The 26,634-nt window shown below is 65.7% G+C and carries 26 protein-coding genes; 15 read left to right on the forward strand and 11 right to left on the reverse strand.

Annotated elements, in window-relative coordinates:
• Positions 1 to 16 precede the first annotated feature (16 nt).
• Positions 17 to 1,642 carry an alpha/beta hydrolase gene (locus tag ACQP1G_RS44955; RefSeq protein ID WP_433196685.1) on the reverse strand — a complete coding sequence of 542 codons (1,626 nt, stop codon included), beginning with the start codon at positions 1,640 to 1,642 and terminating at the stop codon, positions 17 to 19.
• 158 nt (positions 1,643 to 1,800) lie between these two features.
• Between ACQP1G_RS44955 and ACQP1G_RS44960 the strand changes: the two genes are divergently transcribed.
• Positions 1,801 to 2,112 (forward strand): GNAT family N-acetyltransferase, encoded by a 312-nt coding sequence (locus tag ACQP1G_RS44960; protein ID WP_433196687.1) that lies wholly within the window; start codon positions 1,801 to 1,803, stop codon positions 2,110 to 2,112.
• A gap of 11 nt (positions 2,113 to 2,123) precedes the next feature.
• Here ACQP1G_RS44960 and ACQP1G_RS44965 read toward each other — a convergent pair whose 3' ends face one another.
• The gene (locus ACQP1G_RS44965) at positions 2,124 to 2,885 is read right to left on the reverse strand and encodes a lysophospholipid acyltransferase family protein (protein WP_433196689.1); all 762 of its coding nucleotides are present in this window, start codon (positions 2,883 to 2,885) and stop codon (positions 2,124 to 2,126) included.
• A 71-nt stretch (positions 2,886 to 2,956) separates the two neighbouring features.
• On the opposite strand from ACQP1G_RS44965, the gene ACQP1G_RS44970 reads away from it, so the two are divergent.
• From ACQP1G_RS44970 to ACQP1G_RS44980, 3 genes are all read left to right on the forward strand, one after another.
• A complete protein-coding gene (locus ACQP1G_RS44970; RefSeq protein ID WP_433196691.1) occupies positions 2,957 to 3,601 on the forward strand; it encodes a YqgE/AlgH family protein in 645 nt (214 codons plus the stop codon).
• A gap of 62 nt (positions 3,602 to 3,663) precedes the next feature.
• Positions 3,664 to 4,173, forward strand: coding sequence for a sigma-70 family RNA polymerase sigma factor (locus ACQP1G_RS44975; RefSeq protein WP_433196693.1), 510 nt, complete (start codon positions 3,664 to 3,666; stop codon positions 4,171 to 4,173).
• Complete coding sequence (locus tag ACQP1G_RS44980) at positions 4,170 to 4,880, forward strand: anti-sigma factor family protein (RefSeq protein WP_433196695.1); 711 nt, start codon at positions 4,170 to 4,172, stop codon at positions 4,878 to 4,880. The genes ACQP1G_RS44975 and ACQP1G_RS44980 overlap by 4 nt, the downstream gene beginning before the upstream one ends.
• Before the next feature lie 62 nt (positions 4,881 to 4,942).
• Here the strand turns inward: ACQP1G_RS44980 and ACQP1G_RS44985 are convergent, their stop codons facing one another.
• From ACQP1G_RS44985 to ACQP1G_RS44995, 3 genes are all read right to left on the reverse strand, one after another.
• A complete protein-coding gene (locus tag ACQP1G_RS44985) occupies positions 4,943 to 5,716 on the reverse strand; it encodes an ABC transporter permease (protein WP_433196697.1) in 774 nt (257 codons plus the stop codon).
• On the reverse strand, positions 5,713 to 6,690 hold the full coding sequence (locus ACQP1G_RS44990) for an ATP-binding cassette domain-containing protein (RefSeq protein ID WP_433196699.1): 978 nt from the start codon (positions 6,688 to 6,690) through the stop codon (positions 5,713 to 5,715). Before ACQP1G_RS44990 ends, ACQP1G_RS44985 begins: the two co-directional genes overlap by 4 nt.
• 123 nt (positions 6,691 to 6,813) lie before the next feature.
• A complete protein-coding gene (locus ACQP1G_RS44995) occupies positions 6,814 to 7,329 on the reverse strand; it encodes an EXLDI protein (RefSeq protein ID WP_433196701.1) in 516 nt (171 codons plus the stop codon).
• A 179-nt stretch (positions 7,330 to 7,508) separates the two neighbouring features.
• Between ACQP1G_RS44995 and ACQP1G_RS45000 the strand changes: the two genes are divergently transcribed.
• The 5 genes from ACQP1G_RS45000 to ACQP1G_RS45020 all read left to right on the forward strand — a co-directional run bounded on the left by ACQP1G_RS45000 (position 7,509) and on the right by ACQP1G_RS45020 (position 12,289).
• Positions 7,509 to 9,194 carry a thiamine pyrophosphate-binding protein gene (locus tag ACQP1G_RS45000; RefSeq protein WP_433196703.1) on the forward strand — a complete coding sequence of 562 codons (1,686 nt, stop codon included), beginning with the start codon at positions 7,509 to 7,511 and terminating at the stop codon, positions 9,192 to 9,194.
• A complete protein-coding gene (locus ACQP1G_RS45005) occupies positions 9,191 to 9,850 on the forward strand; it encodes an SRPBCC family protein (RefSeq protein WP_433196705.1) in 660 nt (219 codons plus the stop codon). Before ACQP1G_RS45000 ends, ACQP1G_RS45005 begins: the two co-directional genes overlap by 4 nt.
• Before the next feature lie 9 nt (positions 9,851 to 9,859).
• Positions 9,860 to 10,918, forward strand: coding sequence for a 3-oxoacyl-ACP synthase III family protein (locus ACQP1G_RS45010; protein WP_433196707.1), 1,059 nt, complete (start codon positions 9,860 to 9,862; stop codon positions 10,916 to 10,918).
• Positions 10,915 to 11,949: an aminotransferase class I/II-fold pyridoxal phosphate-dependent enzyme gene (locus ACQP1G_RS45015; protein ID WP_433196709.1), complete on the forward strand. Its 1,035-nt coding sequence runs from the start codon at positions 10,915 to 10,917 to the stop codon at positions 11,947 to 11,949. The genes ACQP1G_RS45010 and ACQP1G_RS45015 overlap by 4 nt, the downstream gene beginning before the upstream one ends.
• Positions 11,950 to 12,019: 70 nt before the next feature.
• Positions 12,020 to 12,289 carry a type II toxin-antitoxin system death-on-curing family toxin gene (locus ACQP1G_RS45020; RefSeq protein ID WP_433196711.1) on the forward strand — a complete coding sequence of 90 codons (270 nt, stop codon included), beginning with the start codon at positions 12,020 to 12,022 and terminating at the stop codon, positions 12,287 to 12,289.
• A 48-nt stretch (positions 12,290 to 12,337) separates the two neighbouring features.
• Here ACQP1G_RS45020 and ACQP1G_RS45025 read toward each other — a convergent pair whose 3' ends face one another.
• The gene (locus ACQP1G_RS45025) at positions 12,338 to 12,745 is read right to left on the reverse strand and encodes an SdpI family protein (protein ID WP_433196713.1); all 408 of its coding nucleotides are present in this window, start codon (positions 12,743 to 12,745) and stop codon (positions 12,338 to 12,340) included.
• A 159-nt stretch (positions 12,746 to 12,904) separates the two neighbouring features.
• Here ACQP1G_RS45025 and leuS point away from each other — a divergent pair, with 159 nt between their 5' ends.
• On the forward strand, positions 12,905 to 15,754 hold the full coding sequence (gene leuS / locus ACQP1G_RS45030; RefSeq protein WP_433196715.1) for a leucine--tRNA ligase: 2,850 nt from the start codon (positions 12,905 to 12,907) through the stop codon (positions 15,752 to 15,754).
• A gap of 135 nt (positions 15,755 to 15,889) precedes the next feature.
• Here the strand turns inward: leuS and ACQP1G_RS45035 are convergent, their stop codons facing one another.
• Together ACQP1G_RS45035 and ACQP1G_RS45040 are read right to left on the reverse strand one after the other, a co-directional pair.
• On the reverse strand, positions 15,890 to 16,681 hold the full coding sequence (locus tag ACQP1G_RS45035; RefSeq protein ID WP_433196717.1) for a polysaccharide deacetylase family protein: 792 nt from the start codon (positions 16,679 to 16,681) through the stop codon (positions 15,890 to 15,892).
• 187 nt (positions 16,682 to 16,868) lie between these two features.
• Entirely contained in the window at positions 16,869 to 17,564 is a 696-nt protein-coding gene (locus ACQP1G_RS45040; protein WP_433196719.1) for an SDR family oxidoreductase, read from the reverse strand.
• Positions 17,565 to 17,817: 253 nt separating this feature from the next.
• On the opposite strand from ACQP1G_RS45040, the gene ggh reads away from it, so the two are divergent.
• Positions 17,818 to 19,155 carry a glucosylglycerate hydrolase gene (gene ggh / locus ACQP1G_RS45045; RefSeq protein WP_433196721.1) on the forward strand — a complete coding sequence of 446 codons (1,338 nt, stop codon included), beginning with the start codon at positions 17,818 to 17,820 and terminating at the stop codon, positions 19,153 to 19,155.
• Positions 19,156 to 19,275: 120 nt separating this feature from the next.
• Positions 19,276 to 20,007 carry a glycoside hydrolase family 25 protein gene (locus tag ACQP1G_RS45050; RefSeq protein WP_433196723.1) on the forward strand — a complete coding sequence of 244 codons (732 nt, stop codon included), beginning with the start codon at positions 19,276 to 19,278 and terminating at the stop codon, positions 20,005 to 20,007.
• A 63-nt stretch (positions 20,008 to 20,070) separates the two neighbouring features.
• Here ACQP1G_RS45050 and ACQP1G_RS45055 read toward each other — a convergent pair whose 3' ends face one another.
• Positions 20,071 to 22,140 (reverse strand): PhoX family protein, encoded by a 2,070-nt coding sequence (locus ACQP1G_RS45055; protein ID WP_433196725.1) that lies wholly within the window; start codon positions 22,138 to 22,140, stop codon positions 20,071 to 20,073.
• Positions 22,141 to 22,338: 198 nt separating this feature from the next.
• On the opposite strand from ACQP1G_RS45055, the gene ACQP1G_RS45060 reads away from it, so the two are divergent.
• Positions 22,339 to 22,584: a hypothetical protein gene (locus ACQP1G_RS45060; protein WP_433196727.1), complete on the forward strand. Its 246-nt coding sequence runs from the start codon at positions 22,339 to 22,341 to the stop codon at positions 22,582 to 22,584.
• A gap of 64 nt (positions 22,585 to 22,648) precedes the next feature.
• On the opposite strand, the gene ACQP1G_RS45065 is transcribed toward ACQP1G_RS45060, so the two are convergent.
• Positions 22,649 to 23,452, reverse strand: a complete 804-nt coding sequence (locus ACQP1G_RS45065) for a hypothetical protein (protein ID WP_433196729.1) — start codon at positions 23,450 to 23,452, stop codon at positions 22,649 to 22,651.
• Positions 23,453 to 23,544: 92 nt separating this feature from the next.
• Positions 23,545 to 24,093, reverse strand: coding sequence for a lipoprotein LpqH (locus tag ACQP1G_RS45070; RefSeq protein WP_433196731.1), 549 nt, complete (start codon positions 24,091 to 24,093; stop codon positions 23,545 to 23,547).
• A gap of 146 nt (positions 24,094 to 24,239) precedes the next feature.
• On the opposite strand from ACQP1G_RS45070, the gene ACQP1G_RS45075 reads away from it, so the two are divergent.
• Positions 24,240 to 25,586, forward strand: a complete 1,347-nt coding sequence (locus ACQP1G_RS45075; RefSeq protein ID WP_433209406.1) for a hypothetical protein — start codon at positions 24,240 to 24,242, stop codon at positions 25,584 to 25,586.
• Complete coding sequence (locus ACQP1G_RS45080; RefSeq protein ID WP_433196733.1) at positions 25,586 to 26,632, forward strand: hypothetical protein; 1,047 nt, start codon at positions 25,586 to 25,588, stop codon at positions 26,630 to 26,632. Before ACQP1G_RS45075 ends, ACQP1G_RS45080 begins: the two co-directional genes overlap by 1 nt.
• Positions 26,633 to 26,634: the final 2 nt, after the last annotated feature.

Here is a 26,634-nt window from a genome sequence, read left to right on the forward strand (position 1 = left end):
GTCGAGGTCGGCGCGGCTACCGCAATGGAGCCTGGTCAGCGTGGTCGATGGCGACCTGACCGGTACGCAAGTAGGTCATCACGGCCTCGTCGACGACGGTGTTGCCGCGCCCGAACGCACCGTGGTCACCGCCCTCGACGGTGATCAGCGAGCCGCCGATCGCGCGCGCCATGGCCGGACCGCCCGCATAGGTGGTCAGCGCGTCATGGCGGCTCTGCAGCAGCAGCGGTCGGGTGCGCAGGTCCTTGCCATTGATCGGCACCGGTTGGGTCACCGGCTTCCAGCTACCGCAGGCGGATCCAGAGCGGACCAGATCGGCGCGGGCATCCATGGCATTGCCGCCGGAGGCGATGGTGGCGAAGGCCGAGCCGATCAGCTCGAGCCTGCCGCGCACGGCGTTCTCATTGCAGGTGATGGCCGAGAACACGAAGCGACCGGTGGGATCCGTGCTGGTAGCGCCCTCGATGGCGAGCAGTTGGCGGACATTCTTCGGGTCGATATTGGCATCGGCCATCGCCCCGGCGAAGGTCGGCCAGAATGTACGGGTGTAGGTGGCGACCGCGGTCGCACCGACCAGCGGCACCTGCGCGGACGCACCGCCGGTGAGCATCAGGCGCACCAGATTCTGCACCTTGCCCGCCTGCTCCACGCTGTCGTTGAAGCCGTCGCGGGCGATCTCGGCGAGCGGTTCGGGCAGTGCGCCGGGCAGATCGGCGACGCTCGCCGGCGGCGGGGTCAGATTGGCGTACCAGCCGCCGCCCTGGTCCACGACCAGCCGCACCCAATTCTGGTAGACCTGCAACGCCGTATCACCGAGCCGGTATTCACCGCTGTGCTCGGCGATCCAGGTGAACAGATCGTCGAGCCGCTGCTTGCCCGCAACCTGCTGCTGGGCGAACTCCTCGGTCCACACCCAGTCGGGATTGACGTTGGAGTCCAACACCATGCGATCCACCCGGTTCGGGAACAGCGATGCGTACACCGCGCCGAGGTAGGTGCCATAGGAGGTGCCGAGATAACTGATCCGGTCGACGCCGAGCGCGGCGCGCACCTGGTCCAGATCGCGGGCAGTGCTCTCGGTGGTGATGGTGTCGAGGTAGCCGGGCAGGGCGGCGTCGCAGGCCTTCTTGATGTCGTCGCGATTACCGCCGCCCAGCGAAACCTGTTCGCCGTCGGCCGATTTCGCGACCGATTGGGCATCCCCGCTGACCTGGACAGCACAGCGCAGTGGCGTGGCCCAGCGCAGTCCGCGCGGCTGCACCGCGACCCGGTCGTAGTGCTCGTTGAGTTCGGTGGGCAGCGAGTCGATTCGGCGGGCCCAGTAGTCGAGGGCGTCCGCGCCGGGTCCGCCCGGATTGGCGACGATGACGCCGCGACGTTCCGCGGAGGCGGCGATCCGACTGACGGTGAGTTCGATGCGAGCGCTGTCGGGCTCGGCGTAATTCATCGGGACGGAGATCACCGCGCATTGCACGCCGTGCCCCTCGGTCACCGACGAGTCCGGGCAGGCGCCGAAGACGGCGTCGGGTGTTGCCGTGGCCGCGCCCGTGACGATCGATCCGCCGATCAGGCTTGCGGCGGCCACCGCGACCAATGCCCGCGAGATGCCGAATACCCGTGAACTGCCCAGCGTCCTCATCATGTTTCGTACCTCCGCCAGGCCATCGCTGTTCAGAAGAGTTCAGCGCGACCAAGAGCATTCTCGCCAGCCCGGGACAAGTAGACAAGTCGAGCACGCGATCGGGTTCCATTAGTGTTGCGGTGCACAGTCGCCCGCCCACACCGGAGTAGCGTCGAGCCATGTCGACTGAGGTCCGTAACAACACCACGCTGGAACGCTTCGAGATCTACGTCGACGGTGCCATCGCCGGATACGCCGAATACCAGGACACCGCCTCGGAGCGAGCCTTCGTCCACACCGAGATCGATCCGAGGCACGAAGGCCAGGGCTACGGCCGGATGCTGGTGCAGGCGGCATTGAACGCCTCGCGTCAGGAGGGTTTCGGCATTCTGCCGATGTGCCCGATGGTGCGTCACTTCGTCGAATCGAAACCGGAATACATCGCGCTGGTCCCACAGTGGGCGCGTTCGAACCTCGGCCTGCCCCAGTAACAGCGCAAAGATCAGTACGCGTGGACCGCCCCGTCGAGCGCCTGCTGCAGATCCGTGCGCACCAACCGGGCGATCTCCGCGGGCTTGGCGGGCAGTTCGGTGATGGGTACGCCGAAATAGACGCTGGCCGCTTTGGCCTCTTCCTTGGTGACCGGCAGAGTCGGATCGGGTCGGGGTCCGTAGCTCAAAGCCATGCTGACCAACACCGGCTCCGCACCCAACTTCATTGCCCGGAACGCGATGTGTCCGATCCCGCTGCCCACCGACTGCACCTCGGTGTGATCGACCTCATTGCAGGTGCCTTCCGGAAAGACCGCGATCCCATCGCCACCGGCCATCCGTTCGGCGCAGATATCCATCATGCGCTGACCGGCCGCGTTCACCGCACGCAAGCCGTGGTCCTTGCCCCGGAACACCGGGATCCCGCCCATCATGTCGATATTGCGGCGCTGCCCGGCCTCGAGGAACAGCTCGTCCTTGGCCAGCACCCGCACCCGCCCGATCACCCGGCGTAATTCGCTGCGCCAGGCCGCCGCGGCGACGGTGTACGGATCGGATTCGGAAAGATGGTTGATCGCGATGAGCAGTGGTCTTCGCTGGCTGATCACCTGGTGCAGCAGCTTGCGCGCGCCCTCGGCGTACACGACGCGCGGATGGTATCGACGCCCGAGAATGGCGTAGGCACCCCACGCCTTCAGCCGGTTCTGCTGGTGTTCGCGATAGAAGTCGTACACAGTGTCCGCATTGTCGAGGAGAACCTCGGGCCGTTCCATGGCCACACACTAACGGAATCCGCCACGCCGCTTGACCGACGAATGACCCCTGACGGTGCGATGATGTCGGGGTGGCACGCGGAGATGACCCGGACGATCGGAAAACTCGCGGCGGACACGGTGACCGCAGGCGACGTGATTCCCGGCACAGCGAGCAGGTGGTGCGCGCCGGCACCCTGCTGGTGTCGGCGACCGACCTGGTCGAACCGACCTTTCGGCGCACCGTCGTCTACATCATCGAGCACAACGAGGCGGGCAGCCTCGGCGTGGTCCTCAACCGCCCGAGCGATACCGCGGTGCACGACGTGCTGCCACGCTGGACCGAGGCGGCGGCCGCGCCACGGACGCTGTTCATCGGCGGCCCGGTCAAACGGGACGCGGCACTATGCCTGGGTACCGTGCGGGTCGGCGCATCGATCGCCGGTGTCCCCGGACTTCGCCGGATCGACGGCCGCGTGGTGCTCGTCGACCTCGACGCCGACCCGGAACGGATCACGCCGCTGCTCGAGGGGCTGCGAATATTCGCTGGCTACGCCGGCTGGACCTTCGGCCAGCTCGAAGGCGAACTGCAGAACAACGACTGGATCGTGCTCTCCGCCCTGCCGTCGGATCCGATCAGTACCGGCCGCCCGGACCTGTGGGCCCACGTCCTGCGCCGCCAACCACTCCCCCTGTCGCTGCTGGCCACGCATCCGATTGAACTAGAGCGCAATTGACATGCCGTCGAGCATTGAACCTTTCGACCCTCCTGATTCGTGGGATGAGCGGGAGGTGACGAATGCCCGAAGAACAAGCCGAGCTGATGCGGGTTCTGTATCAGGAACATGCTTCGGCGCTATGGCGGTACACGCTTGGTTTGGTTCGCGACCCCGGTCGGGCCGAGGACATCGTGCAGGAGACGTTGTTGCGGGCGTGGCAACGCCCGAATGTGTTGGATCAATCGACGACCTCGGCGCGCGCGTGGTTGTTCACGGTCGCGCGCAATCTCGCCGTGGATGAACATCGCAGCGCCCGCAACCGGCGCGAGTTCCGTACCGATAACCCGCCGGAGCAGGCCGCACCGGATCAGGCCGATCGGGCTCTGGACGGCTGGCTGGTCGCGGATGCGTTGGGACGGCTCAGCGCCGATCATCGCGAGGTGATCGTGCGTGCCTACTATCGAGGTCTTTCCACTCACCAGATCGCCGAGGAACTCGATATCCCGGCGGGCACGGTGAAATCCCGAATGCACTACGGCATGCGGGCACTTCGGCTGGCATTACAGGAGATGGGGGTGACGAACCGATGACGGATATTGCCGACGACTACTCGACGTGGGACGCACCCTATGTACTCGGCTCCCTGACCCGCGCCGAGCGGCAGGAGTACGAGGAGCATCTGGCCGGCTGCCCGGTCTGCCAGGCCGCGGTTTCCGATCTCGCCGTACTCCCCGGTCTGCTCGCCCTGGTCGAACCCGAGACCGCACTCGCGATGATCGAGCCGCTGGAAGCGCCTGTGGCCGAAGCCGAGCCGCCCACGCAGTTGCTGCCCCGGCTCGCCTATGCGGCCGAAAAGCGCAGACGTCGCAGCCGGTGGGTTTCCATCGGCGCCGCGGTCGCGGCGGCCGCCGCCGCAGTGGCCATCGCGGTTCCGGTGATCACCTCGATCACCGCTACGGACACTACGTCGGGCACCGAACAGGTTGTGGCGGAACGCAGTATGGAGCCGATCAAGCCGAATCCGGTGACGGCCAGCTTCAAAGTCGTTCGGGCCGACAGCAAGACGCGGATCGTGATGACGTGCAGCTACGGGCCGAGCGATCAGCGCTACAGCTGGAATCTCGACCTCTACGTGATCGGCACCGACGGCAGTCAGAGCAAACTCGATCAGTGGCCCGCCGGGCCGGGGACCGAGCTGACGATCGACCGGACCATCGATAAAGCACCGGACCAGATCCAGGCGGTGCAGATCCGGTTGGCGTCGACAGGTGAGACGCTGCTGTCCGGCACGGTCTGACGCGATCGATCCCCCCGCCGAAATTCGGCGAGGGGATCGAAGGTGGCTCGGTGCACCGAGATTCAGCGCTGGGGCTGCTTGCGGAAGACCGAGGTCGACCAGAAGTATCCGACCAGCGCGAGGCCGATGCACCAGGCGATGGAAATGATTCCGTTATTGCCGATCTCCGTGCCCATGAGCAGGCCGCGGATGGTTTCGGTCAGCGGGGTGAACGGCTGGTACTCGGCGAACTGGCGCAGGCCGACCGGCATGGTGTCGGTACCGACCAGGCCGCTGCCGAGGAACGGCAGCATGATCAGCGGAAAGGGCATATTGCTCGCGCTTTCCGGATTCGACGCGATCAACCCCATGCCGACCGCGATCCAGGTGAGAGCGAAGACGAGCATGGCGAGCAGTCCGAATGCGGCGATCCACTCGATGACATTCGCCGACGGCCGGAAACCGGCGAGCACTGCGACACCGACCATCGCGGCGATGCCGAGCAGGGCCTGGATCAATGTGCCGATCACATGTCCGGCCAATATCGAGGACTGCGAAATGGCCATCGTGCGAAAGCGATTCACGATGCCCTTGGTGGTGTCGGTGCACACCGAGACCGCCACACCCGCCGTAATATATGCCGGAATCATCAACAGCATGCCGGGGGCCAGGTAATCGATGTACTTGCCTCCGGACGATTTCTCCAGTGCGCCGCCGAAAACGAAGTTGAAGGTGAGCAGCAAGATGATCGGCATGACGATGACGCCGACGGTCATGCTCGGGTAACGCTTCGCATGAAGCAGGTTGCGGCGCAACATCGTTTTCGAGTCCGCCAACGCGTAGGTCATTGCGCTCATCGCACAGTCTCCTTTTCGGCCGTGGGATGTCCGGTGAGAGTGAGGAATACGTCGTCGAGAGTGGGGGTGTGCACCGAAAGTCCGGCGATCTCGATCTGTTCGAAATCCAGCCGGTCGAGTACGGAGCGCAGCGACTTGACGCCGCCATCGCTCGGGACCGCGAGGGTGAACTCCTCCTCGGCCGTGTCATCGACGATGCGCGCCTGCGTACCCAATGCGGTTGCCGCGGCGTCGAGTCCGAGCTGATCGGCGAATTCCAGACGGATGTGTCCACCGGGTACCCGCCGCTTCAATTCCGCGGCCGTGCCCTCGGCGACGATCCGGCCATGGTCGAGCACGGCGATCCGGTCGGCCAGTTGATCGGCTTCCTCGAGGTACTGGGTGGTGAGGAAGACAGTCACACTGAAGTCGCTGACCAGCGTGCGGATCATCTCCCAAATGGCGCGCCTACTGCGCGGATCCAGGCCGGTGGTCGGCTCGTCGAGGAAGATGATGCGCGGATCGCCGACCAACGTCATGGCCAGATCGAGCCGCCGGACCATACCGCCGGAGTAGGTGGCCGCGGTCTTATCGCCCGCCTCGACCAGGTCGAACCGCTCGAGCAATTCCGCGGCAATGCGCTTGCTCTCACGGCGCGGCAGATGGTGCAGATCACCCATGAGAACGAGGTTTTCGCGACCGGTCAGCAGTTCGTCGACCGCGGAGAACTGGCCGGTGACACCGATCGCGGTGCGCACGGCATCGGGTTCGATGATCAGATCATGGCCGTCGACCCGGATCTCGCCCGCATCGGGTCGCAGCAGCGTGGTGAGGATCTGCACGGTGGTTGTCTTACCCGCACCGTTCGGGCCGAGCAGGGAGTAGATCGTGCCGGCCGGGACGGTGATGTCGATGCCATCGAGAACGGGTCGCTCACCGAACGATTTACGCAGGCCCAGCGCCGAAATGGCGGGGGCGCGATGACCGTTGGTCATGGTCTTCCTTTCGCGGAAAGTTTCATAGAATAATGCGAATGACAGCATGAGTTACCTGCACCGCGCCCGGCGTCCGGTGCGGCGATCAGTAGTGGTATTCGGTTGTCCGGCTGAATGATTCGGCTAGATGTCGAGTTCCTCGACCGGCGGACGGTCGGCGATCTGGGCGACCCGCTCATAGAGCTTGTCCGGAAGCTTTCCCTTCAATTCGCCCAGTGAATCGACGACCTCGAAAATGAAGTCGCCCCAGTCCTGATCGCCGACACCGAGCATGCGGCGCCAGTTCGTCAGATCCTTGATCCAATTGGAGTTCTGCGGATATTCGTCCCAGTTCGAATACTGGGCGTGCATGACGAACTTGCCCTTCCGACTGCGATACACCCGAACGTGTTCGATGCGCTCGTCGTTCACGTCACGGTGTTCGCCGAGCAGGGCGCCGGAGAAGCGGACCTGGCGCACGCCGTTGTGGCCGACCCGCAGAACTACCTCGTCGTAGCCCTCCAGCCTGCCCTCCTCCAGTTCGATGAACCGCCGCAGTGCGGTGGTCACCGCCCCCGAGAGGTTGCCGCCGACCAGTTCCTGCGCGCGCTGGAACAGTGGTAGATCGTCATCGGCAACGTAGATCGTCTTATTGGGCATGACCTCACTATACGTAGATGTATACGTACACGCAAGCGTCGCCCACAGCCCAGATTTTTCGAAGTACATCTTGCGCGAGGCGTTGAACCGCTCCGCAGTCCCACACGTAGTTCACGTGTACGCGATGTGCGATCACGCGTGCGCTCAGTGCACCGCGGGTCGCTGCGAGAGGAGTGTCGATGCCGAGCAGGGTCGTAGATTATCTGGTCCGAGCGGTTTCAACTCTTGGCGTGCGACATATCTTCGGTGTCGACGGCGCGAACATCGAGGATCTGTACGACGCGCTCTTCGACTCGCCCTGCGGCGTCACCGGAATCGTTGCCAAGCACGAGTTTTCGGCCGCCACCATGGCCGACGGCTACGCCCGTTCGACCGGCGGGCTCGGCGTCGTCGCCGCCACCTCGGGCGGCGGTGCGATGAATCTCGTTGCCGGACTTGCCGAATCGTACGCATCGCGGGTACCGGTGCTGGCGCTGATCGGCCAGCCACCGACCGCATTGGAAGGGCGCGGCGCGTTCCAGGACTCCAGCGGGCTCGCTGGCACCATCGATGCGGTCCGGATGTTCGAGGAGATCACCCAGTACTGCGCCCGCGTCGAGACCGTCGCCGACCTCCCCGACATGGTGGCCAGGGCGGTCAGCGGCGCCCGGCACGGCGGGCCCGCCGTCTTGCTGCTGCCCAAGGATGTGCAGCAGAGCGATATCGGCGACGTCCCGCCGTTCCGGTCGACGCCGCCGCCGTACCGGCGCGATGAAAGCGGAATGGCCCGGGTGCGTGCGTCGCTGACCACGGCCCACAAGGTCGGCAAGATCGTGATCATCGCGGGCGATCAAGTCGCACGCGACGACGCACGTGGCGAACTCGCCTGGCTGGCACGGACATTGGATGCCGTGGTCGGTGTCGCACCGGATGCCAAGGACACCTATGACAATGCCGATCCCGCGTTCTGCGGTGTCGCCGGGAGCATGGGACATGCCGAGCTGTCGGCAGCGCTGCGCTCCGCGGCCCTGTGCCTGATCGTCGGCACGCCGATGCCGATCACCGCGCGCACCGGGTTGGACGAACTGCTGGCCGAAACCACCGTCGCACATATCGGTGTCACCGCGCCGTATCTGTCCGCGATCCACGCCACCAGCACTGATCTCGCACGTGATCTGGCCGCGCTCGCCGATGAATTCACCGACGACAGCACGATATCGAGCCACAACCGCCGCGATGCCGCGCCCGCGCTGACACCGCTGCGCGTGCCAGCGGCGACCGGTCCCGGTGTGCGCTACCGCGAGTTGGTCGAGACGATCGAAGCGTTATTGCCCGAGGGCACCGACGTATTCGCCGATGCGGGCAATACCGGCGCCGCGGTAGTGCACCACCTGCGGGTACCGCGCGGCGGCCGATTCGTGGTCGCACTCGGCATGGGCGGCATGGGTTACGCCTTCGGCGCGGCAATAGGTTCCGCATTCGCACGCCATCGCGGCCCCTCCGGAACCAGGCGCACCGTTGTCGTCGCCGGTGACGGCGCCTTCTACATGCACGGCATGGAGTTGCACACCGCGATCGAACACGAGCTGCCGGTCATCTTCATCGTGCTCAACAACAACGCGCACGCCATGTGCGTCACCCGTGAACAGCTCTATTACCAGGATCGCTACAGCTTCAACCGATTCCGGCCCACACACCTGGGAGCGGGCATCGACGCGATGTTCCCTGAACTCCCCGCGTACTCCGTCCGTACTACCGAAGACCTGGCCATCGCACTGGGGCGATGCGTCGAAACCGAGGGGCCGTCGTTCATCTCGATCGACGTCGACCCCGACGAAGTTCCACCGTTCATCCCATTCCTCGCGACATTGGAGAAGAAGCAGTGACGACCAGTGCCCTCCCTGCCCTCAGCGATATCCCCGACGATGTCATTCCCGGCGTACTGCGGGTCGAGAACTCCGATAAGGACGCCACCACCCCGATCATCATGGACATGTTGCGCTCGGTGTACCCGCACGACCAGATCTTCGGCGAATACTGTCCGGTGCAGGCATATATCGCCGCGCCGCCGCAGGAGGTGTTCGAATACCTCGCCGATACCCGCTCCCTGGAGGAATGGACCTACAGTCTGCGCGGATTCGTCGAAACCGAGGAGCCGGGGCTGTGGCTGGCCTGGGACCGGCTCGGCCCGGCGACCAAAATCTTCACCCGCACCATCGCACATCCCGAGGCGATGACCGTCGACTATCACTGTGCCTGGGACCAGTCCCAGCACCTGTGGATGATCTATCTGTTGCGGGTGGTCGACGCCCAGGTGGTGTTCAACAAGCCCGGGTCGGTGGTGTTGTGGGTGAACTGCCGCCACCCGTTCTACGAGGAAAACCCCTATCCCGAAACGGCTCCCGAGAAGCGGCCGGTCTGGGTGGGCGACTTCTGGGACATGTTCTCCGCCGGGCACCAGCTCGAGATGGACAACCTCAAGGCGATCTGCGAATACCGTGCGGCACACGGCCTTCCGATCAAGCCCGACTGGATGAAGTGAGGCCACACCATGATCTCGAACTCCGAAGTACCCGTTGACCCCAGAGCCACTGGACTGCCGGCGGTCAGCCTCGTCGATGTGGCGAGCTATCTGCCGGGTGAACCGGTCGGCACCGAATATTTCACGCAGTACAGCCGATCCGATCGGATGGCCAAGAACGTCATGTTCCGCTCGCCCAAGGGTCGCCACCACGTGGCCGGGGACGAGACCGCGGTGGATATGGTCGAGCGCGCTGTTGCTGCACTGATCGAACGCCATGGCGCACAGACGATCACCGATATCGATGTGCTGATCACGCACACTCAGCTACCGGACAATCCGGTCATGGGATGCGGTCCCGAGGTGGCCCGCCGCCTGGGCATGAAGCCCCGATTCGTCTACGACGTGCACAACGGCGGCTGTGCGGCCTTTGTGCACATGATGGCGATGGCCAGGATGGTCCTGCAGACCACCGACGCGCGCACCGCACTCATCGCGGCATCGCAGAACTGCGCGGGCCCGGTCTTCACCCAGACCGAGATCCGCAAACTCGCCCAGGCCCCCGTCCCCGGCGACGGATGCGGTGTCGGACTGCTCGTCAAGGACGACTCCGCGCCGATTCTCGATATCGAATGCCGTACCTATCCCGAATTCGCCGGGGATATGGAGTTCTCGACCAACGGTGAGCGCAAATACTGGCAGCCCGGCGAGGGACAGGGCTGTGTCAGCTTCACCGAATCGAAGATCACCAAGGTATTCGCGCGCGGCAATCGCCTGGTGCCCGAGGTGGCGTTGGCGGTATGCGATCGGATCGGGGTGAAGGGCCGCGATATCGATACCTTCGTCACCAATCAGCCGAACCGGCTGTTCCTGCGCAACTGGCACGATGCGCTGGAGCTGCCGCCGGAACGGCATCCGGATACCTTCGACCAGTGCGGAAACCTTTTCGCCGCGGGCATTCCGGTAACTCTCGATACCGAGAACCGGGCGGGTCGGCTGCGCAACGGATCGGTCGTACTGCTGTCGGCCTTCGCGCACGCGGGTGACTTCGCCGGAGCCGCCGCGGTGCGCTGGGGTGCGTCTCGATGAGCGTGCGGCTGGCCGATGAGTCTCGGCCTTCGCAGCAGCACCGGAGTCAGCGGCCGCAGGCGCGGTTCGATCTGAGCCTGAGCGAAAACCCCTTTCCGCCACTGCCTTCGGTACTGCACGCGGTGAACGGCGTACTGGCGCAGGCCAATCGCTATCCGGAATTCCTGCCGCGGCGGCTGCCCCGGCTGATCGCCGGTCATGTCGGCGTGCATTCGGATCAGGTGGTCGTCGGGTCCGGCGCGACCGGGGTGGCCATGCAGATCATCCAGGCGTTGACCACTCCCGGAACCGGAATCGTCTACGGGTCACCGACCTTCGACGGCTATCCGATCATGGCGGAGATGGCCGATCTCGATGTCGTCCCTGTCCCCCTGGATGCCGCGGGCAACCAGGATCTCTGGGCGATGGCGAGGGCCATCGACAAGCGGACCGGTTTGGTGGTGATCTGCCGTCCGCACAATCCGACGGGCACGGTGATTGCGGCCAGTGAGTTGAAGGCGTTCCTGTGTTCGGTGCCGAGCCGGATACCGATCATCCTCGACGAGGCGTATGCCGAATTCCTCGGGCCCGCCGATCAGATCGACACCCTGGCACTGCTGGATCGGCATCCGAACCTACTGGTGCTGCGCACCTTTTCGAAGGCATACGGGCTGGCCGGACTGCGCATCGGCTACACCTTCGGCGGACGCGAACTGATCGCCCGGGTGCGCAGGCTGCAACTGCCGTTCGGGGTGGGTTCGGCGGCAGTGGCCGCGGTCGCCGCGTCCTACGCCGCCGAACCCGAACTCGCCGCGCGCATCCTGCGCATCACCACCCAACGCGAGGCGCTGCGCAGCGCACTGCGGCGCATGCATATCGTGGTCCCCCGCAGCTACGCCAACTTCCTGTACCTGCCGGGGCCGGGTGTGGCGACGGCGCTGCGCCGGGCAGGTATCGCGGCAAAGACGTATCCGGACGGCAGCGCGCGCATCGCCGTCGGGGATCCGGAAGCGGACAGCGCCGTCGTCGAGGCGCTGGAGTCACTGCGCTAGGTGGTATTGGATCGGCGGCGTTCGCGGGACCTGTGTGGGTTCGGCTGCGCCGCCCCAGCCCGTCGCTCACATGTCGTCTGGCGCTCAAATCCCCGCCCGGTCGGCTGGTGCGCGATCGGATCTCCGTGCCGCCGCATTACTGCATTCGCTAGCTCGCAATCACGCCCTGATCGACGGCAACAAACGCACCGCGTTCCTTGCGGCGGCGCTCATGCTCGAACGTAACGGCGTCGTGCTGGCCGTGCTCCCCGACGAACAGGAACCGGTCATGATCGCGGTCGCAGTCGGGGACATGGACGTACCCGAGATCGCCGAGCACCTCCGGAAATGGAGCGAATAGCAGCGCGCACGACGTCGCGACCGAGTCTGCGCTGGTTGCGACCACGCCTCAGTTGGTCGGCGCGCAGGCGTCGCGCAACGAGCACGCACCGCAAGAAGACCCGCAGCCGCCGACTTCCTGTGCCGGAACCAGCGCCTCGACCGTGCGAGCTGCGGCATTGGCACCGGCGCCGAGGGTGAACAGCGCGACGGCCGCCGTGAGCACCGCGACGATGACCGCGAGGAATCCGCCCGCGGCGAGTGCGACGAGTCCACCGGCGAACAGCAGTGCGCCCGCGGCCACGGAGGTGGGGGCGGCGACGCGGTTGGCGATGCGGAAGGTTTCTTCGTCGTACAGTGCCGCTTCGGTGTGCACTCCGACGAAGCGGTTGCGGGGAAGACGGCCGGTCAGTCCGAGCACGCCGGTTGCGATGGCCACGAAGGCCAGCACGAACAGGGTGAGAGCGACGACGAACACCCGAGAAGGCTAACCCACCGCCGAGTCGACGCGGCGGGCGGCACGCGACGGCCGGACTCGCGGGTACAGCCGAGCCCGATTTTCGGTGCATGAACCCGGACGTTCTACCCTGATAGACACAGTTATGACGGGGATCGGCGATAACAAGAAGGCAGGACCGTGGCGGACACTCGTGCAACCGAAAGCGATGTACCGGAGCACAGGTACAGCGCCGGCCTTGCCGGCCGCATCGAGCGCCGGTGGCAGCGGACATGGGATGAGCGCGGAACCTTTCACGCGCCGAACCCGGTAGGTCCGCTCGCGGGTGCGACTCCGACGGACAAACTATTCGTCCAGGACATGTTCCCCTACCCCTCCGGCGCGGGTCTGCATGTCGGTCATCCACTCGGCTACATCGCCACCGACGTCTTCGCCCGCTATCACCGGATGCACGGACGCAATGTGCTGCACGCGCTCGGCTACGACGCGTTCGGTCTGCCCGCCGAGCAGTACGCGGTGCAGACCGGCGCGCATCCCCGCGAGACCACCGAGTCGAATATCGCCACCATGCAACGCCAGCTGGATCGGCTGGGTCTCGGCCATGACCGTCGGCGTTCGTTCGCGACCACCGATCCGGAGTACTACAAGTGGACGCAGTGGATCTTCCTGCGCATCTACAACGCTTGGTACGACGAGGATCTGGACCGCGCCCGCCCGATCGCCGAACTGGAGTCGCAATTCGCCTCCGGTTCGCGGCCGACCCCGGACGGCCGGACCTGGAACGACCTGCCCGCCGCCGACCGCGCGGCGGTGCTCGACTCGTATCGCCTGGTGTACCAGACCGATTCGGTGGTCAACTGGTGCCCCGGCCTCGGCACGGTGCTGTCCAATGAGGAGGTCACCGCTGACGGCCGCAGCGAGCGCGGCAACTTCCCGGTGTTCCGCAAGCAGCTGTGGCAGTGGATGATGCGCATCACCGCGTACTCCGATCGGCTGGTCGACGATCTGGATCGACTGGACTGGCCGGAAAACGTCAAGGCCATGCAGCGCAACTGGATCGGGCGATCCCGTGGCGCGCAGGTCAAGTTCGACGCCGACGGCCAGCATCTCGCGGTATTCACGACCCGACCCGACACCCTGTTCGGTTCCACGTACGTGGTGCTGGCGCCCGAGCACGAGTTGGTCGACCGGCTGATCGCCGACGAATGGCCAGCTGGCGTCGACGCCCGCTGGACCTTCGAGGACGCCGGAGACCCCGCCGAAGCCGTTGCGGCATACCGCAAGGCGATCGCGGCCAAATCGGAGCTGGAGCGTCAGGAGAACAAGGAGAAGTCCGGCGTCTTCCTGGGGGCCTACGCGACCAACCCGGTGAACGGCGCACAGGTGCCGATCTTCATCGCCGACTATGTGCTGGCCGGATACGGCACCGGCGCGATCATGGCGGTGCCCGGACACGATCAGCGCGACTGGGAATTCGCCTCGGTATTCGGTCTGCCGATCGTGGAAGTCATTTCCGGTGGAGACACTACGACCGCGGCCTACACGGGCGACGGCACACTGGTGAACTCCGACTACCTGAACGGCCGGTCCATCGAGGAGGCCAAGGCGATGGTGATCGCCCGGCTGGAGGCCGATGGGCACGGTAAGGGCACCGTCCAGTACAAGCTGCGCGACTGGCTGTTCGCCCGGCAGCGCTACTGGGGCGAGCCGTTCCCGATCGTCTACGACGAGGACGGCGCACCGCACGCACTGCCGGAATCCATGCTGCCGGTGGAACTTCCGGAGCTGGACGACTTCGCGCCGGTGACCTTCGATCCGGAGGACGCCGACTCCGAGCCGTCCCCGCCGCTGGCCAAGGCGACCGACTGGGTGCACGTCGAACTGGATCTCGGCGACGGCCCCAAGCAGTACCGGCGCGACACCAATGTCATGCCGAACTGGGCGGGCAGCTCCTGGTATCAGCTGCGCTACGCCGACCCGACCAATGCGGAAGCGTTCTGCGCCGAGGAAAACGAGCAGTACTGGCTCGGCCCGCGCACCGCGGAGCACGGCCCGAACGATCCGGGCGGCGTCGACCTGTACGTCGGCGGTGTGGAACATGCGGTATTGCATCTGCTGTACGCGCGGTTCTGGCAGAAGGTGCTGTTCGATCTGGGCGATGTGAGCGGTTACGAGCCGTATCGGCGCCTGTTCAACCAGGGCTATATCCAGGCGCACGCCTACAAGGATGCGCGCGGCGCCTACCTGCCCGCCGCCGAGATCATCGAACGCGACGGTAAGCACTACTTCCCGGATCCGACCACCGGCATCGAGATCGAGGCCTTCCAGGAGTACGGCAAGATCGGCAAGTCGTTGAAGAACGCCATCTCGCCGGACGAGATGTGCGATATGTACGGCGCCGACACCTTCCGCTTGTACGAGATGTCGATGGGTCCACTGGACACCTCACGGCCGTGGGCGACCAAGGATGTCGTTGGCGCACACCGCTTCCTGCAGCGCGTCTGGCGACTGGTCGTCGACGAGGAGTCCGGCGCGACGCGGGTCACCGACGCGACGCCGTCGGAGCAGACACTGCGCCTGCTGCACAAGACCATCGCCGGTGTGGACGACGACTACGCCGCACTGCGCGATAACACCGCGGGCGCCAAGCTGATCGAGCTGACCAACCATCTGACCAAGAGCTATCCGACAGGTGCGCCGCGTGCGGTGGTGGAGCCGGTGGTGCTGATGCTGGCCCCGATGGCGCCGCATATCGCCGAGGAGCTGTGGGAACGGCTGGGGCACGGGCAGTCCCTTGCGCACGGTCCGTTCCCGGTGGCGGATCCGGCACTGCTGGTCGATGAGTCGGTGGAGTATCCGATCCAGGTGAACGGCAAGGTGCGCAGCCGAATTCAGGTACCCGCCGACGCCGATAACGCGACCATCGAGGCGGCGGCACTGGCCGATGAGAAGATCGCGGCAGCGCTCGGTGGCAGCGCGCCGCGTAAGCTGATCGTGGTGCCGGGGCGGTTGGTCAACATCGTCGCCTGAGTCACGCTTTCGCCCGGGCATGTTCGGATGCCTGGGCGAAAGTGTGTCCGGGCGTAGATGTCTCGAAGCAAGACCGCTATGGGGCCGTCACCAGATGACTTGCCGGAGCGCCGACTTCGATGCTCCGGCGAACGGTCAGCGCGGCGCCAACAGGACGTCGTTGAGGGTCACCATGGACAGATTGCGCTCCTTGATGATGTCCACCAACTGCCCGTAGACATGGGTGACCGCAGGCGCGTTCGCATGCCCGATAATGATCGTCTGCGGATTGAAATACTTACGCGCGCACTCCAGCAGATAGTCCTCGGTGATCACACCTGAGTCCGACAGCGAGCCGTACCACATGGTCGGCACCGGATAGCCGAGATCCGCGGCCACCTTGTCGACCGTGCCGTTGTGCCGGCCGAAGGGCGGGCGATAGTACGGCGTGCCGTCCACGCCGAAGTTGTTCCACAGGTAGGACTTCGCCCGCGCCAACTGGGCGGCGACGCCCGATGCGGACTGCTTGGTCAGATCGGCATGGTCCCAGGTGTGGTTGCCGAGCTGGATCTGACCGGAATCGACCAAGGGCCGCAACGCATCTCGGTGAATCGTCCACGAGTCGTAGTACGCGGTCACGAAGAAGGTGAATCGCGCGCCGGTATCCCTGGCGAACTTGATATAGGCGCCGACCACTTCCGGACTCGCGCCGTCATCGACGGTGAGCGCCATGCTGGTGCCCGCCCCGGGCAACGCGGTGATCGTCTGCGCCGGAATCGGCGTCTTCGGTCCGATCGGGGGCGGCGCCAGCAGCGGCGCCGGTGCCGGCAGAATGGGCCCGCTGCCCGCCGAACCACTGTTGAACGGCTCCCCCTCCGCCTTCACACAGCCGGTCAATGCCACCGCGGTACCCGTTGCGAGCATGGTCAGCAGCCGACGTCTATCCACGATCCAAACCCTTTTACTTCGCTCTGTCAGCGCCCCGCCGCCCCGTCGACGTAATGCGCAGGTAACAATCGGCACTGTACCGAGCTAAACCATCCGCGAGCTGAACCTCAGCACAACAACTCGACAAAAGAGCATCATTTTGCCGTCCCATGCGTGGTGAGAACTGGCCGAATCAGGGTGCGGCGAATCAGTAGGGCCGCAGCACGATCTCGGTGGGATGGCCGTCGCGCGGTGTATCGATGGCGCACCGGACGGCACCCGCGACGGTCTCCGGGCGCAGGAACTCCTCCGCGCGGTATTCGCGGCCCTCACTCGCGATGATCTCGCGCTGCATATCGGTGTCGATGCGGCCGGGATGGATGGAGGTCACCCGCAGCGTCGGCTCCTCGAGCCGCAATGCGTCACCGAAGGCGCGCAGTCCGAACTTGCTCGCCGCATAGGATGCCCAGCCCGGATTCGCCCGCAACCCGGCGCCCGAATTGATCAGCACCACATGGCCATTGGCCGCACGCAGGGCGGGCAGCAGTAGTCTGGTCAACTCGGCGACGGCGATCACGTTGGCTTCCAAGGTATTTCGCCACTGCTGCACCGATGACTCGGCGATCGAACCCAGGTCGGCGACACCGGCGTTGTGCACCAATACATCCAGGCGCTGGATCGGCGAAACCGCTTCGGCCACAGCGGAATAGTCTGTCAACTCGACCGGCCATCCGGTGGCGCCCGGCAGTTCGCCTAGGATCGCGCGCAGCGCCTGAGCGGAGCGGGCGCCGAGCAACAGATCGTGGGTGGGTGCGAGTTCGCGAGCGATCGCGGCGCCGAGCCCGCGGCTGGCGCCGGTGATCAGCGCGGTCGGCTTCGGTGTGCTGGTCACGGCGGTGGTCATGGGGCTCACCGTATCCGGCCGTGTCACCAGCCCGGCACGGGCAGCAGCACGACCCGCACAGATGGCGATGGACGCATATCGGTAACAGAGAGATTCACGGATGGGGCAAGCCAGAGTGAGATCCGCCGCACACCAGCCGACGACGAGCCGGTCGCAGACCACTGCGGACTACCTGCCGGTGGCCCGACATCCCGAGCCCGAGACCGACGTCACTGAGCGCGCGTATCTGCGGGTGTCATCGCAGAATGGGGGGATGGCACACCCGGGTTTCACCCCAACACAGCTCGCGGCCCGCGCCGCCTATCTGCTTCGGGGCAACGATCTGGGCACCATGACCAGCGCCGCGCCCCGACTGTATCCGCATATGTGGAGTTGGGATGCCGCCTTCGTCGCGGTCGGCCTCGCCCCGCTGAGCGTCGAGCGCGCGGTCATCGAGCTGGACACGCTGCTCTCGGCGCAGTGGAAGAACGGGATGATCCCGCACATCGTCTTCGCCAATGGCGTTGACGGCTACTTTCCCGGCCCGGCCCGCTGGGAGTGCCGCAAGCTGGCCGAGAACGCCCCGGACGGTCTGGATACCTCCGGTATCACCCAGCCGCCGGTGCACGCCATCGCGGTGCAGCGCATCCTCGACCATTCCCGCCGCCACGGCCGCAGTACCCGGGCGGTGGCCGAGGAATTCCTGAACCGGCGCTGGCCGGATCTGGTGCGCTGGCATCGCTGGCTGGCCCATGCTCGCGACCCGAAGGAGAGCGGCCGGATCACGCTGTATCACGGCTGGGAATCCGGGATGGACAACTCGCCGCGCTGGGACCGGGCGTATGCGAATGTGGTCCCCGGCGACCTGCCGCCGTACAAGCGCGAGGACGTGTTGATCGTCGCCGACCCGTCGCAGCGACCGAGCGATCGCGAGTACGACCGCTACCTGTGGCTGGTCGAGCAGATGCGCCGCGCCGGATACGACGACTACCTGCTCGCTTCGACGATGAGCTTCGCGGTGGAGGACGTCTTCGTCACCGCGATCTTCTCGCTGGCCTGTGAGGTACTCGCCAATATCGGCGAGGAGTACAAGCAGCCCCTTGCCGATGTCCGCGACCTGTATTCGTGGGCGGAGCGCTTCCGCGCCGGCGTGGTGGCGACCACCGACGGGCGCACCGGCGCGGCCAGAGACTTCGATGTGCGGCTGCAACGGTGGATCGGCACCGAAACCCTCTCGATGTTCGCCCCGCTGCTGTGCGGCGGTCTGCCCCGCGATACCGAGCGCAGCCTGCTGCGCCTGTTCGAGGGACCGCGCTTCTGCGGCCACCCGGACCTGCGTTACGCGCTCCCGCCGTCGACCTCGCCGGTTTCCAAGGATTTCCGGCCACGCGAATACTGGCGCGGCCCGGTCTGGCCGGTCATGAGCTGGCTGTTCTCCTGGGTCTTCGCCCGCCGCGGCTGGGCCGAACGCTCCTTCATGCTCCGTGCCGAGGGCCTGCGCCAGGCCAGCGACGGCAGCTTCGCCGAGTACTATGAACCCTTCACCGGCGAGCCACTCGGCAGCATGCAACAGTCCTGGACCGCGGCATCGGTCCTGGATTGGCTCGGCTGACGCGGTACCGGACGGCTCACCGCCGACACAACACCGAACAACGTCTCCGAGCGAACGCTGTGCAAATACCTCATCTGCAACTCTGGCCACAGAGAGAGCGAGTCGCTATCGTCGAAAAGCATGGATAGCACTCGTTGGAGATCGACTCGCGCTGCGGCGTTGTCCGCGATCACTTTGGGCAGCATCCTTGCCGCAACATCGGCTGGAACGGCGGTGGCCCAACCGAGTGGGCCGGATGTGTCGTCGTGGCAGCATGTGGATGGGCGATTCATCGACTGGTTCGCGGTGAGGCGGGCGGGGCACGACTTCGCCATGGTCAAAGCGACCGAGGGGTTGAGCTACGTCAATCCGTATTTCGTGCCGGACAGCATTCTGATGCGGACGGCCGGCGTCGCGCGCGGGACGTATCACTACGCGCGGCCGAATCTGCCGCCGGAGCCGCAGGCGGCGCTGTACGCGACAGTCGTGCTCGGGCAGAACGGGCCGCTGGATCTGCCGCCGGTACTCGATCTGGAGAATGCGGGCGGGCTGAATCCGCGTGGACTGATCGATTGGACGCATCGGTATCTGAATACCGTGCAGGCGCTGACGGGGCGGGTGCCGATCATCTACACGTATCCGAATTTCTGGAAGACGGCGATGGCGAATACCTCTGAGTTCACCCGGTATCCGCTCTGGATCGCCGACTACCGCGGCAACGAACAACCCGAGGTACCCGGCGGCTGGCCGACGTGGACGTTCTGGCAGACCACCGACGGCGGCAGCATTCCCGGCATCGCGGGCGGCACCGATGTCAACGTATACAGCGGTGCACAAGGCGATTTCGCGCGCTACGCGAATATCGCGCGCTGACAGCACGAAACCGCTACTCCCTGCAGGTTCGAGTAGCGGTTTCGTGTGCTGCGCGGCCTTCGGCTAGGTGCCGATCCGGCCGCCGCCCTTCTTCCACACCGAGACAACGGCGGGTCTGGGCAGACTATTGCCACCATCGGGCCAATGCGAGGCGGGCTTCTCGGCGGTCGCGTCATCGCGCTCGCCCGGGTGCTGGACGCAGACGGTGACCCGATGCTCCGACACCGTCGGACCACAGGTCTCCGCGCCGAAGGGCACGGTCAGGAATTGTTTGGTCTCACCGCGATTCGGCCCGTCGAGCACCACCGAGAACAGACCGTCATTGGCACCGGCCGCGCGCGAGGCATCGGTGGAGATCCACAGGTTGCCGTAGTCGTCGAAGGCCAGGTTGTCCGGCGCGGCGATCGGGCTGACCTTGGCCTTGTCGAATCCGGCGAAAAAGGTGTCCGTGGTCTTCGGATCACCGCACAGCATCAGGATATTCCACGTGAACTTGGTGCCCGCATGGTCGTCGTCGAGCTCGAGTACCTGCCCGAACTTGTTGTCTCTGCGCGGATTCGCCTCGTCGACGGTGGCCTTGCCCTCCTTACCGCGCTGCTCGTTGTAGGTCAGCGCGACATAGACCTTGCCGGACTTGGGATTTGCCTCGAAGTCCTCGGGGCGGTCCATCTTGGTGGCGCCGACCTTATCGGCGGCCAATCGGGTGAAGACCGAAACCTCTTCGGCGGTAAAGCCGTCGACCTTCGAGGTGGCCTTGCCGTCCTCACCGGTGACCAGCAGCGGAATCCATTGGCCGGTACCGGTGAAACCCTTGTCCGAGGGCACGGTGCCGTTGCCGTCGATCTTGTCCGGGTGATCGCCGGTGAACTTGGCGACATACAGCGTGCCCGCGTCCAGGATCGTCAGATTGTGCCGCATGCTCGCCTGGCCGGTGCCGGACTGCACCTTTCGCGAGGATACGAACTTGTACATGTAGTCGAAGCGCTCGTCATCGCCCATGTAGGCGACAACAGTGCCGTCCTCGGCGACGTGGATGGTCGCGGCCTCGTGCTTGAACCGGCCGAGCGCGGTGTGCTTGATCGGCGCGGCCGAGGCATCCCACGGATTCACCTCGACGACCCAACCGAAGCGGTTGGCCTCGTTGGGTTCCTTCGCCAGGTCGAAGCGCGGCTCGTGGATCTCCCACTTGCGCTCCGAGGCATTCGCGAAACCGTAGCGCTTCAGCCTGGGCTTCGCGGCCTCGTCGGTGACCTTGTCGACGTTCGCGAAGTACTGGTTGATGTTCTCTTCACCGGAAAGCACGGTGCCCCACGGGGTCAGACCGCCGGAGCAGTTGTTCAGGGTGCCGAGCACCTTGGCGCCGGTCGGATCGGCGGACGTCTTCAGGAATGCGCTGCCCGCCGCGGGGCCGGTGACGGTGAACTCGGTAGTGCCGGTGATGCGGCGGTTGTATTTGCCGAATTCCGGTGTCAGCTTGCCGGTGTCGGATTCACCCTTGACCTGGACCACCGAAAGTCCGTGCGCGGCAAGCGCGGTCTGGTAGTGCTCCAGCGACGGGTTCGCCTTGTCGTAGCCCTTGAACATCTGCGGCTCGGTGGTGTACTCGTGGTTCACCACCAGCAGATAGGTGTTCGCCTGGCCTTCGATAGGCAGCAGCGTCGCGAAATCGTTGTTGAAGCCGAACTGCTTGCTCTGCGTGGCTGCGGTTTGGGAGTCCGGGTCGAACTTCGGTGCGTCCGCGAACAGCGGGTCGCCCCAGCGGATTACGACGTTGTGGTCGTAGCCTTGGGGAATGACCAGCGCGTCATCGGAATTCGCCGCGACCGGTTCGAATTTGGTACCCACCGGCACGCCGTCGACCAGCGAACCGCCCGCCGCCAACTCGACCTTGTCGTCGTCACCGCAAGCCGCGAGCGCACCGGCCGCGCCGACCGCGACCACCACACCCGCGCTGCCCTTGAGCAGGCCGCGCCGGGACAGCGCCGCGCGCACCACATCGCCGAAGTATTCGTTGTCCGAGGTGTTGGGCACCTCGTGGAAGCAGGCGTTACCACACTTGTACTGACAGGTGATGGCCGACCGCTTCGGCTGGCCGTCCCTCTTCACGAACAAGGTGAGGGGCTTGGGGGTCACGAGCTACTCCTGACTAGTGCCGACGGCCGCACGGTAAGCCGCTCAGGCAATCCACAGGAAACGGTCAGATGAACGACTGACCAATTAGGTAACCCTCAATTTCGGACCCGGATCGCGTAGCGCGTACTCGGGCGCTGTCGCGTTTCCGGTGCAAGGATCGATAACAAGGACATTGGTATCAAAGTCAGGAGCAATGCCATGACTCTGTCCGAAGGAAAGTCCCAACTGAGCCCACAAGCGCTCGACTATCTCGATTCGATTCTCGCGGGCGCGGTGGCCGAGGCGCGCGTCGTACTTGTAGACCACAACAATTTCGATGAAGACGGTGACGGTGGCTGCAACAGGTGCACCCACCCCACCTGCGTCGGCTTCATTCCGGGCGGCGGCGCGGAGTGCAAGCGCCCGACCTGCCACCACAGCTTCTTCAGCCACCGGGTGTTCTAGGGGTGTGCACAGACGAATATCGCCCTCGTTCCTGCCGAACGAGAGCGAACATTCGCCGCCGGGGCTACGCATTGACTTGCAGGGCGATCACGACCTCTTGTTCGTTCTCCGGCAGATAGTGCACCTGGAGTATGCGCCCGACCTGGACCCGGCCGACGCTGGCGGGTGGCAGGAATTTCTCCACACGGGTCGTGAAAGTCGTTCCGTCGGGGCGGGTTACCACGAGCCCGAGCTCGATCTTGGAGTGCCCGTCGCGAATTTCGCCGGGTACCGACAGCGTCCGCACGACAGCCTGAGCGGTGATACCGCGCTCGGCGATATCGAGTTTGGCCTTGGTGGTGAATCCCTTTCGGATCATGGACTCGTTCATGGCGCGCTGCGCGGCCGACCTATCGCCGGAGCGGTCGACCTCGACCCGGTCGGTACGGTCGGGGAGATAGCGCACCGGCAGGACGACGCCGGGTTGCAGTAGGGCGAGTTCGGTGAGCGGCACGATCATCTTGGCGTGCGAGTCGAAGATCTTGCCGTCGACGCCCTCGACACTGAAGTCGATGCGGATCTGCGGCTGATCATTGACGGTGAGACCGGTCTGCCGGAAGGACCTGATGGTGCCGATGCCGACCAGGCCGTCGCGGAAGGCCGAGCTGTTGTTACCGGTGAAGGCCGCCATGATGCCCTCGCCGGTGAAGGCGAAGACCATCGCGACGATGGTGATGGCGATGATCGGCAGCGCCATCTGTGGTCCGACCCAGGCGAGAGTGCCGTCGTCGAACGGGCCCGAGCTGGTGTAGGTGAGGCCGTGCCACAGGTAGTAGCCGATCGACAGGACGAGGAAGGCGACGGCGAGCGAGCGGGCAATGGTTTTCATGATATTTCCTTGTGCGTGAACGGATTCGGATCGCTGGCCCGCTCATGCCCCGTGGCTATGGGGCATGAGCGGGATGGGCGCGTTCGTGCGGGTCAGCCGCCGACCACGGTCGAGCAGGCGAAGGTGATGTCGAATTTCGAGGTCTTCGGGCCCGCAGTCGGATTGGTGAGGTCGGGTGCGCCGACGCCCTCGCCGGTGACCTTGTAGGTGTTGCCGTCCTTGACGACCTTGGCCGAACCGCCGGGCATACCGTTGCCGAAACCGAGGGCGTAGGGCAGGCCGTTGCTGCCGCCCTTGCTGCCCGCGACCGCGACGGCCTGGACGTTGTCGGTGCCGGTGATGGAGGCGCTGACGCTCAGGGTGCCGTAGGCGGCGTTATTGGTGTCGCTGAGCGCGAGGGCGAGGGTGTCGCCCTGCTTGGCGCAGGTGGTCTCGAACTTGCCGTCGAGCCCCTTGCCGTCGACCGCGGCGGCCGACTTGCCCGACGCCGGTGCCGGAGCGACGGCGGCCGAGGTGCCCGGCTTCGCCGAGGTGGGCGAAGAGCTGCTCGAATCGTCGCTGCACCCGGTGACGAAGAGGGTCACAACGGCGGCGGTGGCGGTGAGGGCGGCAGCGGAGATGCGGACCGACTTGGTGTTCATGATTGCTTCCTTTTGCTTCGTTCGGATCCGGTGTGGGGCCGATACGAGAAAGGTAGGAATCGAACGCGCCCTACCGATCCCAGGTTTTTCGGAGTCTGAAACGGACAAACTTCCGTTAACCTGGTCGAATGCGACGGCCGCGCGCGATGGTGCTGGACGAGGTTTGGCGCCGACTGGACGGCGTCGAACCGCTCAGTGGACCCCATGGCGGGCCGCTGCGGCGCACAGTGAAGCTCATCCTGGATCCGCTGGTCATCCGGCCGGTGCAGAATCCGTTGTGCGCTGGCCCGATCGTCACCGCCGACGGCGCGATCCTGCTCGCCACCCGGATACACGCCGCCGCCGACGTGCTGCGCGCGACGGCCGCATGGTTCTCCCTGCTCAAACAGGTCCGGCGGGCGCTGCGGATCACCGAGGGCAATCCGCAGGATCTGTACTTCCAGCGTTCGTTCGAACTCGCCACCACATCGGGTATGCCGGATCCGAACCGCGACCGGGCGATCGCCGAGGCGACACTGCGCGATGTGCACGAATTCGCGGCGGGGCGCACCACACAGGCGCTCAAGGAGTACATCACCGCGGATGCGCGGATCACCGAACTCACCACGTTGATCGACATCGCATGGCGACGACGTCCGGTGGGCGGGCCGAGCAGCGATCACGCCGAGATGTTCGCGGTACTGCTCGACGCGTGCGCCGCGGCTCGCAACGGTGGTACTGCCGACGGGCAGCCGACATTCGATCACCTGATCGCCACCCACGCCGGAACGCACGGGGGAATTCGGCTCTGGGACAACGCATCCGCGCCGACGGCACATCAACTCGGCCTCACCACGCGTCCGCTTCCGCAGCCACCCGCGCTCGGCGCATCGGCGTCGAAGGCCAGTCTGGGGCTGCCGTTCGATCGCAGCGTCTACGAACGCGTGTTCACCGCGCTACAGGCGTCGAGTGAACGCGCCGAACTGCCGCCCATTCCGGAACTGGTGACCACGGAAATCGCCCGAAGCTGTTCGCCCTGGGCACTTTTGGACGAATCGCTACGTGTCGCGGCGACGGCCGGAGCGACGCTCGCACTCGGGCTACGGCCGATTGCCGCGGCCGCAGCGCATGCGACTACCAACGGCGCGAGCCCGACCGAGTCGCCGGCAGCCGAAACGGCGGCGCACCGGCTGATCAATGGCCGCTGGCAGCGGGAGGCATATGTGCTGCAGGCGCGGCGGCTCGCGGTGCGCGCCGATATCGACCTACCCGAAGGCCCGCTGGCCGCCATTGCCGCCGAACTGCGCACACCATGGCGGCCCTATCTGCGGCGACTGTGGGTCCGTCTGCACGGCCGCGACGTCAGGGAAGTCGGTGTCCACGAGCCGGACGAGCTGTGGGATCTACTGGATGGCGTGGCTCGCTCGGTCATGCTCGACCATCGGATGCGGGTCAAGCAGGCATTGAGTGCACTGGTCACCGAGCCGGATCCGGCGGAATCGAGGGCGAGCTGATGAGCGGGACCGTGCGGATCGGGCAAGCCGGAGACGGGATCTGGTCCGTCGTGCCCGAGGGCACGCCGACCGTACTCGATGCCGCGGCGGCGATCGACACCATGGTGCTGGAGGTGGTCGGCGGCCATCTGACCTGGAGTCTGCTTGCCGGACAGATGATTCCGGCAGCAGTCATCGACGACCTCGAGCTGGCTCATGACTGGCTGTGGGCGGTGTACGGCGAGCGGATCGCCGTGGCCATCGCCGACTTCGACAGCGGCGATAGCGAATTCACCGACGCGCCCGAATTCCCTGTGGCACCCGCGGCGCCGGATCTGGTGGCCGCTGCCCGGCGTCTCGGGTTCGCATACTGGGCCACGCGCTGGTGGCCCGCATCGACGATCGACGGCATCACCGCGCTCGACGACCGTTTGCTCGACCAGGAGATCACCGCATTGCGCGCGCAATGCGAACTGCTCATCGACGATGATGAGCCCGCGCCGGACGACGAGCCCGCACCCGCAGCCATCGAAGTATCCTCTCGCGCTGAGGATTACGCGCTGGCCGCGGGTGGCGCGGCGGCCCGTCCGACAGGGGCGCTTTCGCTCGGGCGCGGCACGGTCGGCTGGGATTGGCGGCGGTGCCCACCTGGGCTCATCGATGCCTCCGAGCGGGCGGTGTCGTGGGAGTCGATACGGAATTCGGGTTCCACGACGGTCCGTGTCACCGCGGTCGCCGCACCCCAATTGGGTTCGGCCACACCGGCGCACCTGCGCCCGCACGCATTCATCACCACCCCCGTCGGTACCGCCGAGGCCGAGCTGAACCTGATCGGCGATCTCTGGACCGGTGCGGCGACCACACCATCGGACTCCGTCTCGGCGGTGGATGTCTATGTACCCGGCCTCGGCCCAACCCCGGATCCCGAGTTGGGCGGCCCGGAGATGCGACGCCGAATTCGCGAGCTCGCGGCCGCGCGGTTGCGGCGGGCCACCGGCGCCGACGATTCCGTCGACGCGCCGCTGTTGGCCGAGATCGCCGCCGCCGCATCGGATTCGGACTTCTGACA

The sequence above is a fragment of the Nocardia sp. CA-107356 genome, assembly GCF_050946365.1.
Taxonomy (GTDB): Bacteria; Actinomycetota; Actinomycetes; order Mycobacteriales; family Mycobacteriaceae; genus Nocardia.

Bases quoted from the DNA above. Each gene is read 5' to 3' on its own strand.
- ACQP1G_RS45010 (WP_433196707.1), top strand. From the start codon at position 9,860: ATGATCTCGAACTCCGAAGTACCCGTTGACCCCAGAGCCACTGGACTG.
- ACQP1G_RS45015 (WP_433196709.1), top strand. From the start codon at position 10,915: ATGAGCGTGCGGCTGGCCGATGAGTCTCGGCCTTCGCAGCAGCACCGG.
- ACQP1G_RS44975 (WP_433196693.1), top strand. From the start codon at position 3,664: ATGCCCGAAGAACAAGCCGAGCTGATGCGGGTTCTGTATCAGGAACAT.
- ggh (WP_433196721.1), top strand. From the start codon at position 17,818: ATGGCACACCCGGGTTTCACCCCAACACAGCTCGCGGCCCGCGCCGCC.
- ACQP1G_RS44990 (WP_433196699.1), bottom strand. From the start codon at position 6,690: ATGACCAACGGTCATCGCGCCCCCGCCATTTCGGCGCTGGGCCTGCGT.
- ACQP1G_RS44980 (WP_433196695.1), top strand. From the start codon at position 4,170: ATGACGGATATTGCCGACGACTACTCGACGTGGGACGCACCCTATGTA.
- ACQP1G_RS45050 (WP_433196723.1), top strand. From the start codon at position 19,276: ATGGATAGCACTCGTTGGAGATCGACTCGCGCTGCGGCGTTGTCCGCG.
- ACQP1G_RS45060 (WP_433196727.1), top strand. From the start codon at position 22,339: ATGACTCTGTCCGAAGGAAAGTCCCAACTGAGCCCACAAGCGCTCGAC.
- ACQP1G_RS44955 (WP_433196685.1), bottom strand. From the start codon at position 1,642: ATGATGAGGACGCTGGGCAGTTCACGGGTATTCGGCATCTCGCGGGCA.
- ACQP1G_RS44995 (WP_433196701.1), bottom strand. From the start codon at position 7,329: ATGCCCAATAAGACGATCTACGTTGCCGATGACGATCTACCACTGTTC.
- ACQP1G_RS45075 (WP_433209406.1), top strand. From the start codon at position 24,240: ATGGTGCTGGACGAGGTTTGGCGCCGACTGGACGGCGTCGAACCGCTC.
- ACQP1G_RS45080 (WP_433196733.1), top strand. From the start codon at position 25,586: ATGAGCGGGACCGTGCGGATCGGGCAAGCCGGAGACGGGATCTGGTCC.
- ACQP1G_RS45000 (WP_433196703.1), top strand. From the start codon at position 7,509: ATGCCGAGCAGGGTCGTAGATTATCTGGTCCGAGCGGTTTCAACTCTT.
- ACQP1G_RS45065 (WP_433196729.1), bottom strand. From the start codon at position 23,452: ATGAAAACCATTGCCCGCTCGCTCGCCGTCGCCTTCCTCGTCCTGTCG.
- ACQP1G_RS44960 (WP_433196687.1), top strand. From the start codon at position 1,801: ATGTCGACTGAGGTCCGTAACAACACCACGCTGGAACGCTTCGAGATC.
- ACQP1G_RS45040 (WP_433196719.1), bottom strand. From the start codon at position 17,564: ATGACCACCGCCGTGACCAGCACACCGAAGCCGACCGCGCTGATCACC.
- ACQP1G_RS44985 (WP_433196697.1), bottom strand. From the start codon at position 5,716: ATGAGCGCAATGACCTACGCGTTGGCGGACTCGAAAACGATGTTGCGC.
- ACQP1G_RS45020 (WP_433196711.1), top strand. From the start codon at position 12,020: ATGTCGTCTGGCGCTCAAATCCCCGCCCGGTCGGCTGGTGCGCGATCG.
- ACQP1G_RS44965 (WP_433196689.1), bottom strand. From the start codon at position 2,885: ATGGAACGGCCCGAGGTTCTCCTCGACAATGCGGACACTGTGTACGAC.
- ACQP1G_RS45070 (WP_433196731.1), bottom strand. From the start codon at position 24,093: ATGAACACCAAGTCGGTCCGCATCTCCGCTGCCGCCCTCACCGCCACC.